Source organism: Janibacter sp. GXQ6167 (assembly GCF_041365945.1).
Lineage (GTDB): Bacteria > Actinomycetota > Actinomycetes > Actinomycetales > Dermatophilaceae > JBGFSK01.
In genome coordinates this window covers 1-6,889 of sequence record NZ_JBGFSK010000018.1, presented here as the reverse complement: position 1 = coordinate 6,889, position 6,889 = coordinate 1, and the positions used below count along the sequence as shown (strand labels likewise).

The following is a 6,889-nucleotide window of genomic DNA, read 5'->3' as shown; positions in this document are numbered from 1 at the left end:
CTTGCGCCATGGCTCGAGCACTACAACACTGAACGACGCCACAGCTCACTCGCAGGCCATCCACCCATCAGCCGCCTGTAACCAACGTGGTGGCCGGGTACAGCTAGTCGCCGTCGCAGAGATCGTGCGGCTTCCTGGCAGGCCAGGCATCCCGATGTCGGAGAGAGCGACATCGCAGGTGACGCGAACGGTCACGCTGGCGGGTCGACCCGACCAGTTGCTGGTGTCGGTACTCACGCTCGGCCCGCCCCCAGTGCATGTGAGTCCCTGGTTCGCCAGGTCGGTCGCGGCGACCCGCTGCGCGGCGATGGTCGCCTCGCCGGGGGTACGGGCCAGGCTCGCGGCCCGGGCTGCGGAGCCGCCCACGGACTCGGCCGCGTTGGAGGCGACCATGATCCGGCCGCCCATGATGACCACCGACAGCGCCAGGAGCAGCGCCGGGGCGAGGATGGCCAGCTCGAGGGTGGCCGACCCGTCGTCGTTCGTGAGGCGTCTCACGGCTGGGTCCACCTCTCGATCTCGGCTGTTGCTGACTGCTCGACGCGCGTGGGAACTCCCGGGATCGGGAGGACCCGGTTGACCTCACGGGTCACGGTCACGGTGACGGTGGTGGCGGAGCGTTCGGCCCTGACGCTGTTCGCGCCGTCGGAGACCTGACCGAGGTAGTCCCGTGCTGCTGACGCCGCGGCCTCGGGCGAGGCGCCTTGGACGCTTCCCGTGCGCGCCCCTGCGGCGGCCGCGCCTTGCGCCTCGGTGCGGGCGGTGAACCAGAACGCGGTCTGGATGATCCCGAAGATCACCAGGATCGCCGCCGGGGCGAGGATGGCCCACTCCACCGACAGGTTGGCACGCTCGGACCGCACGGTCCGAGCGAGTCTGCGGTGGAGTGGGGTCATCACTCGATGCCCTCCGAGCGGGACTCGAAGGCGCCGGTGAGCTTCACGACGAGCAGGCCGGCGATGAGGATGACGACCGCGGCGATGATCGCGGCCTCGATGCTCATGATGCCTTCGTCGTTCTTCGCGCGGGCCTCGAGACGCTCACGGGCGTCGAGCGAGGTCACGTAGAGCAACGCGGCCATGCCGAGCATGACGCTGGTGATGGTCGTGACGTAGTGCTTCATGGTCTTGCTTCCCTTCGTTTCGTTGGTGTTAGCGATCGGTGAGTTCAGATGGCCATGAGGGCCGGGATGAAGTAGAGGGCGATGAACGCGGCCGCGATCAGGGAGATCGGGATGGTCAGCTGCTCGGAGACGGCCCCTGCTCGGCGGTGCTGCTCGGCGAGCTTGGCCGCGCGCAGAGAGCGGGCCTCGGCCAGGAGCGACTTGAACACGGCGGCTCCCGAGTCCGCGGAGGACTTCACCACGCGGGCCATGTTGGAGAGCTCCTCGACCCCGATCCGCTGCCCGATGGCGTCCAGCGCGTCCCAGGGTGGGGTCCCGGCGAGCTCGGCTCGCACGATCTCGCGGTGCAGGAGCCGGAAGGACCAGGCATCCGAGACTCGCGCCGCGGCCTCCAGCGCCTCGACCGGGGATCCGCGTGAGATCCGCTCCAGAGCGACGAGGCTGGTGAAGGTGGTCAGCGCGGCGGTGAACTGCGCGCGGGCGCGATCGGCGCGGGCACTGAGCTGGCGGCTCGGGTAGCGCCAGCCCAGCAGGGCCAGGAGCAGCGCGATGGCCGCGGGGAAGAACCAGTCGGTGGCCTCCCCACCCAGCCAGAGGATGCCGTTGTAGAGCGGAAGGACGCTCAGCCCGAGCAGCGCGCCGATGATCTTGCGGGCGGCGAGCTGGTCGCGGTCGATCGCCAGCAGCGCCAGGTCCTGCTCGGCGACCCCGAGGTAGTTCCTTGCGGGGTCGGTGAGGAAGCGTGGCAGGAAGGACGGTGCGGTGCTGGCCTGCACGGTGGTGCTCTCGCCGTTGAGCTGCTCGAGGACCTTGTCCAGGGCCGGCGGGGTGGGCCGGGCCAGGGCCAGGAGTGCTCCCCCGGCGCCAGCCACGGCGACGCCGGTACCGATGACGAGCATGTAGAGCGGGTTCATGAGGGCTGCTCCCCTGCCGTCTCGCCCAGGAGCCTGTCGCGCGGGATGGGGTCGAGGGCCTGCTGGACCCACACGGCCGCGCCGACGAAGACGCTGAGAATCAGAGCGAGGACGACCTGGCCGGAGGCGCTGTCGTAGTAGGCCAGGATCGAGCCTCCGACCCACTTCGCGCCGATCCACATCACCACCGCGATGGTGAGCAGGATGCGCACGACCACGACCTGGCGGTGACGTTCGGCGTCGACCGCTCTCTCGTTCTCGATCTGGGTGTCGACGGTCTCGGCGAGCTGGTCCAGGAGGCTGGGCAGGCCGCTGCCGCCCTGCCGCTCCCGGATGAGCAGCGCCATGACGATCTCGTCGCTGATCGGGTCGTCGAGCTCGTCGGCGAAGGCGCGCAGTGCCGGGTCGGCGCCCTGGGGCCCGATCCGGGAGGCCAGCCGCTGAGCCTGGGGGCGGATCAGGACGGGGCTGGTGTCGGCGGTACGGATCAGCGCGTCCCGCAGCGAGGTCACGCCGCCGGAACGCATGAGGTCGGCCAGTCGTCGAGTCCACGCCGCCAGGGAGGCCAGTCGCTCGTTGCGGATCTGCGTCTCCGTGCGCTGGAGGAACAGGTTGGGCACGAGGAGCACCATGGTTCCGAACGCCAGCCCGAGCACCGGCCAGGAGGTCAGCAGCCAGGCCAGGACGCCGACACCGAGAGCCAAGGCGTGGCGTCGTTCGAAGCGGGTCTGACCACGCGCACCGGCCTGCCCGGCGCTGCCGAAGACGTCGACGCCGCGCAGGATCGCCACGGCAAGACCAGCAGCGGCCAGGGCCACGGCGACGCCGGCGACCACGAGGAACGTCGCGGGGGTCACGACAGGTCCCCCCACTCGGGCCAGTCGCTGTTGTCGGGGTTCATCCAGTCCGGGCTCCACCCCTCGGCGACGAGCCGCTCCAGCAGCTTCCCCGTGGGGCGGCCAGCGGGCACGGCACGACCGTCCTCCCCTGCTTGGTAGAGGACCGTGTACGAGGGCAGGCCGTTGTCGCCCAAGGAGCGGTTCACGCCGTCGAAGGCGATGATCTCGCTGATGAACCGCCGGTGCCTGCGGTCACGGCGCATGAAGACGACGAGGTCGAAGTAGGCCAGGCCACGCAGTGCGTAGTCGGCGGGCAGCGGTGGGTTGACGGCACGGACCATCTGGACGACTCGGTCGAAGATGCCCTTGGCCGAGTCGGCGTGGATGGTCGCCATGACCCCGGAGACGCCGTTGCTGATCGCGTCGATCATGACGGTGACATCCGCGCCCCGGGTCTCCCCGACGATCACCCGGTCGGGGCTGTCGCGCAGGCTCTGGTGCAGGTTGTCGGCCATGGTGATCGCGCCCATGCCCTCAGCGTTGGCCGGGCGGGACTCGTAGGCCTTGACCAGCGCCGGGGGGCGCATCGGGACGGGCTTTCCCTGCGCGTCGCGCACAACCTCGCCGTACTCGTCCCGGCGTGGCATGACGTGCAGGCCGAGCTCTCGGTTGTCCTCGACGGTGACGACCGCCTGATCGGTGGGGATGACTCCGCACAGGGCCCGCAGGAGGGTGGTCTTGCCCGCGCCGGGCTCGCCGCAGACGAGGATCTTCCCGGAGGCAAGGACCGCTGCCTTCAGCAGGGCGTGGAGGCCGGAGTCGATCGTCCCCCGCTCGTGCAGGTCCTCCAGGGTGATGTCGACGTGACGGTGCACGCGGATGGTGCCCACGGGGCTGGGAGTGACGTCGATGGCCGCCGAGAGCCGGCCCCCCATGAGGCCGACTGCGGGCATCCGCACGGCTAGCAACGGCTTGGACTGAGAGAGCTCGCGGCCGCTGCCGTCCTCCTGGGAGCTGGCAAGGGATGCAACCAGCTGACGCACCCGCTCGTCGCTCTCCCCCAGCGGTGGCCCCTCGACCTTGCGGCCGTCGGCCAGCCGAAGGATCGTCGGGTGGCTCCCGTTGAAGTAGATGTCCTCGACGTCCTCCCGCTCCAGGAGTGCCTCCAGCGGACCAAGACCGGACAGGGCGGCCATGACGGCGGCCTCGATGCGGTCCTCGTCGGCGTCGGTCAGCGGCGACTCGCCACGGCGGGCCCGTGCCTGACTCCAGGCGTCCAGCTCTTCGTAGAAGAGACTGCGGTGGCGCATCGGTCGCTCGCCGGGGTCCATCCCGTCGAGCACCTCGTCGTGGGCGATCCGGGTGGCGACCCGCTCACGCAGCTCGTCGACGTGGGCGTTGATCTGGTCGGCGGGCAGCGTGGAGAGGCTCGCCGCGGTGACGCTGACGCCGGGCAGCGAGGTCGGCCCGAGGGTGGGCTTGGCGGCGGTGGTCATGCGGGCACCGCCTGGCGCTGCGCGACGAGCCCGTTGCAGGCTCGGATCAGGCGGGAACGCAGGAGGGAACGCTCCACGAACAGAGCGCCCTCGGTGAGCATCGCGGCGGCCTTGCGGTCGGCTGGTACGCGAACGGCGCTCTCGAACTCCAGCGCGTCCGCTACCTCCTCGGCGGTGTAGGGCCCGGAGTTGTTGACGACCAGGCGGACCCTGTTGAGGTCCCCCAGGCGCGCTCGGAGCTGGGCGAGCACCCAGCCGGCTCCGTGCACAGAGCGGGCGGTGGGCTGCACGACGAGGACGACCTGGTCGGCTCCGCTGAGCATCGACCACCCGGTCCCGTCGTGCGCGCGGCCGAGGTCGACCACGACGTCGGCTCCTTCGACGTGCTCGCACGCCGTGGCCAACCGCTCCCAGGATGAGGTCAGCGTCCCGGCCTGACTCGGGGACTGGATGCCAGCAACTACCGTCAGCGGGACCTGCTCGCTGACTGCGACCCCGAAGGAAGGCAGCTGCGCGGCGGCCTGGAGGGCGCCTGCGCGGCGGGTGGCCACCAGCCAGGGCAGCAGGCCTGAGCTGTTGTCGGCCCGACCGGGCAGCATCCCAGGGACGACGTCGCCGCCGAACGGGTCGGCGTCGATGACCACCACGGGGCGATCCGCTGCCCAGGACATCGCGAGACTGAGGGTGGTCACTCCCGGCGCTGCCTTGCCGCCGATCACCGCTGTGAGGGTCACTGGACACCCACCCGGATGATGACCGTCAGGCCGTTGTCCGAACCCAGGCGGGCCACGTCGTGACCGGCGGCCTCGGAGACCGCGACATCGACGACGGTGACGCCGGTCGCGGTGTCGGGCGGGCTGACGCTGACCACTGTGGCGTCGATGGCGGGCAGAGTCGGCAGCTCGCCGGAGTTGTCTCGCTTGGAGGGGACCAGGGAGACCTTGGTGCCAGGAGCAAGGCCTCGGGGGAACTGCCCGACCTTGGCCGGGACCGGGACGATCACGTTGCCGTTGGCGACATCGGCCCCTCCCACCAGGCCGGAGTTCAGGAGCGTGCCGGCCGGTAGCGCCGACCGTGCCTGCTTGCCCACGACCTGCGAGGCGGAGCTCAGCACGGGCAGATCAGAGGAGACCTCGACGCGGGTCAGGTCTGCCTCGGTGATGACCTCACCTGCAGGCACGTCCTGCGCGATCGCCAGCGCCTGCTCGGTATCGGTCAGCTGCTGCACACCCAGGTACGCGGCCAGGGCGCCCAGGACACTGACCAGACCGAGCATGAGGAGGGTGCGCCGTCGCCGCTGCGGGGGCGCCGCGAGCTGGGCGCGAGCCTGCGNCCCAGGTACGCGGCCAGGGCGCCCAGGACACTGACCAGACCGAGCATGAGGAGGGTGCGCCGTCGCCGCTGCGGGGGCGCCGCGAGCTGGGCGCGAGCCTGCGCAGGCTCGGGACGCTCGCCCCTCCCCGGCTCGCGCCGTTGCGGCGGCCGCGGTACTGCACTCGTCGTCATCTGCGCCTCCCTGCCGTCCTCCGCGATTCGGGTGCCTCACCCATTCCCTAAGGCCTCCGGGGTCGCCGCGGACGATCACCAACGATCAAACTCGATGCAGAAACACTAGTGCAGTTTCATCAAGTATGCTGACCGGAAGAATCCCCCTGTGGATATCTCCGTCAACATGGGCCCAATGCCACCACAGGAACCCGGCTCTCGCAGGTCGAGAAATCCGCGACTCAGGCCTGCCGGGCGCGCGAGATGGCCGCAGCCACGTCCTCGACGCTGACACCCAGCGCCGTCGCCAGCGCCTGGAGGGTGGGGTCCGGCAGGGGTCGGCTGGTGCGCCCAGACTCCCACCGCTGGATGGTCGAGACGGACATATGAGTGGCCTCTGCAAGGTCGCGCGGGGAAAGGCCGGCTCGGGTTCGCAGCTCCCGCAGCCCGGGTGCAGCGCCGACGCTGGGCATCAGGTCGTCAACGGAGACCCCAAGCGCAGATGCCAGACGACCAACCGTGACGGCCCGTGGCGTTGTCACGCCGAGCTCCCAGCGGGAGACCCGCTCTCCCCCGGCGACGTCAACAAGACGGGCAAGCCCGTGCTGAGTCAGGCCTCTTCGAACTCTGGCCGCACGGAGCGCCTCCCCGTCGAACGGGACCGCATGTCTAGGCATCGTGGGCCACCCTATGTCGCGGAGGCCGACCTGCCAGTAGGTGCCCTGGCGCAGCTTGGGGACCGCGACGTCCACGGTGCCGACCCCGGTGTCCAGGGGTCGGTGCCGGTAGCCGTTGCGCTGGGCCACGCGGCCGGGGTCGGGGCGGCCGTACTCGGCGCCGACGACAGCGTCGGCGTCCGCGGACAGCAGGGCATTGATGATCGACTGCAGCAGGTGCCGCATCAGATCCGGGCTCGCCTCGGCCAGGGCTTCACCGAGCAGGCCGGCAGGGATGCTCCTATAGATGTCAAGCGGCTGTCTCTAGAGATTCTGTTGAGCTCGTCAGCGGGTCTGTTCGACGGGTGACCAGTCG

The 6,889-nt window shown here is 70.4% G+C and carries 10 protein-coding genes and 1 pseudogene; 1 reads left to right on the top strand and 10 read right to left on the bottom strand.

Annotation, left to right across the window (positions count from 1 at the left end; all coding sequences use genetic code 11):
- Positions 1 to 81, top strand: an 81-nt coding sequence (locus AB8K43_RS15340) for an integrase core domain-containing protein (protein ID WP_370892097.1), incomplete at its 5' end; no start/stop codon positions are given.
- Here AB8K43_RS15340 and AB8K43_RS15335 read toward each other — a convergent pair.
- The 10 genes and pseudogenes from AB8K43_RS15335 to AB8K43_RS15290 all read right to left on the bottom strand — a co-directional run.
- Positions 46 to 498 carry a TadE/TadG family type IV pilus assembly protein gene (locus AB8K43_RS15335; protein WP_370895075.1) on the bottom strand — a complete coding sequence of 151 codons (453 nt, stop codon included), beginning with the start codon at positions 496 to 498 and terminating at the stop codon, positions 46 to 48. The genes AB8K43_RS15340 and AB8K43_RS15335 overlap by 36 nt on opposite strands.
- Positions 495 to 863, bottom strand: coding sequence for a TadE family protein (locus tag AB8K43_RS15330; RefSeq protein ID WP_370895073.1), 369 nt, complete (start codon positions 861 to 863; stop codon positions 495 to 497). The genes AB8K43_RS15335 and AB8K43_RS15330 overlap by 4 nt, the downstream gene beginning before the upstream one ends.
- Positions 864 to 895: 32 nt before the next feature.
- Positions 896 to 1,123, bottom strand: a complete 228-nt coding sequence (locus tag AB8K43_RS15325) for a hypothetical protein (protein ID WP_204142073.1) — start codon at positions 1,121 to 1,123, stop codon at positions 896 to 898.
- A 44-nt stretch (positions 1,124 to 1,167) separates the two neighbouring features.
- Positions 1,168 to 2,037, bottom strand: coding sequence for a type II secretion system F family protein (locus tag AB8K43_RS15320; RefSeq protein WP_204142074.1), 870 nt, complete (start codon positions 2,035 to 2,037; stop codon positions 1,168 to 1,170).
- The gene (locus tag AB8K43_RS15315) at positions 2,034 to 2,894 is read right to left on the bottom strand and encodes a type II secretion system F family protein (RefSeq protein WP_204142075.1); all 861 of its coding nucleotides are present in this window, start codon (positions 2,892 to 2,894) and stop codon (positions 2,034 to 2,036) included. The genes AB8K43_RS15320 and AB8K43_RS15315 overlap by 4 nt, the downstream gene beginning before the upstream one ends.
- Positions 2,891 to 4,372: a CpaF family protein gene (locus AB8K43_RS15310; RefSeq protein ID WP_370895071.1), complete on the bottom strand. Its 1,482-nt coding sequence runs from the start codon at positions 4,370 to 4,372 to the stop codon at positions 2,891 to 2,893. The genes AB8K43_RS15315 and AB8K43_RS15310 overlap by 4 nt, the downstream gene beginning before the upstream one ends.
- Positions 4,369 to 5,106, bottom strand: a complete 738-nt coding sequence (locus AB8K43_RS15305) for a hypothetical protein (protein ID WP_370895069.1) — start codon at positions 5,104 to 5,106, stop codon at positions 4,369 to 4,371. The genes AB8K43_RS15310 and AB8K43_RS15305 overlap by 4 nt, the downstream gene beginning before the upstream one ends.
- Positions 5,103 to 5,648 carry an SAF domain-containing protein gene (locus tag AB8K43_RS15300; RefSeq protein WP_370895068.1) on the bottom strand — a complete coding sequence of 182 codons (546 nt, stop codon included), beginning with the start codon at positions 5,646 to 5,648 and terminating at the stop codon, positions 5,103 to 5,105. The genes AB8K43_RS15305 and AB8K43_RS15300 overlap by 4 nt, the downstream gene beginning before the upstream one ends.
- Positions 5,649 to 6,099: 451 nt before the next feature.
- On the bottom strand, positions 6,100 to 6,534 hold the full coding sequence (locus tag AB8K43_RS15295) for a helix-turn-helix domain-containing protein (protein ID WP_370895076.1): 435 nt from the start codon (positions 6,532 to 6,534) through the stop codon (positions 6,100 to 6,102).
- A 33-nt stretch (positions 6,535 to 6,567) separates the two neighbouring features.
- Positions 6,568 to 6,822 (bottom strand): annotated as a pseudogene (locus AB8K43_RS15290) (transposase); the annotation flags it as partial.
- Between the last annotated feature and the right edge of the window lie 67 nt (positions 6,823 to 6,889).